Here is a 477-nt window from a genome sequence, read left to right on the forward strand (position 1 = left end):
GATAGTTTTAAATAGCTAAAAACTCTAAAAACTCTGAGTAAATATGATATCAGATTACCTGAGAAATCCGCTCCAGTGTGACTGCAACACTGCCAAAGCCTGATGTAACCGTTGGTTTTTGACTGCCTGCCCCCCGGGCAGGCAGTCAAAAACCAATATTAGAGAGGCTTTGACAGTTTTTGGAGATGTCTAATAGCCAAGAGTGGCGAAATTACTCCACCTGGCGGCGGGAATTCTGTTGTAGGAAATAATTCCTTTCCATCTATAACACCAGCTTTTAACCAGGCGAGGATTTGTCTCCGTATGGTCGGGAAGGTGTTTAATTTTTCCAACAGTTTTTGGTGATTTATGCGGTCAAAACATTTGGCAATATCGGCATCCAGAACATATTTTGGTTTATGCCTGATTGCGTTGAATATTGCTGTGACTGCATCATGGCACTCCCGTCCTGGTCGAAACCCGAACGAATTTGGTTCA

General features: G+C 43.0%; 1 pseudogene. It reads right to left on the reverse strand.

Annotated features, from left to right (window positions below):
* Window positions 1-194: 194 nt before the first annotated feature.
* Window positions 195-477: pseudogene (locus MiSe_RS49835) on the reverse strand (reverse transcriptase domain-containing protein); the annotation flags it as partial.

Source organism: Microseira wollei NIES-4236 (genome assembly GCF_020521235.1).
Classification (GTDB): domain Bacteria; phylum Cyanobacteriota; class Cyanobacteriia; order Cyanobacteriales; family Aerosakkonemataceae; genus Microseira; species Microseira wollei.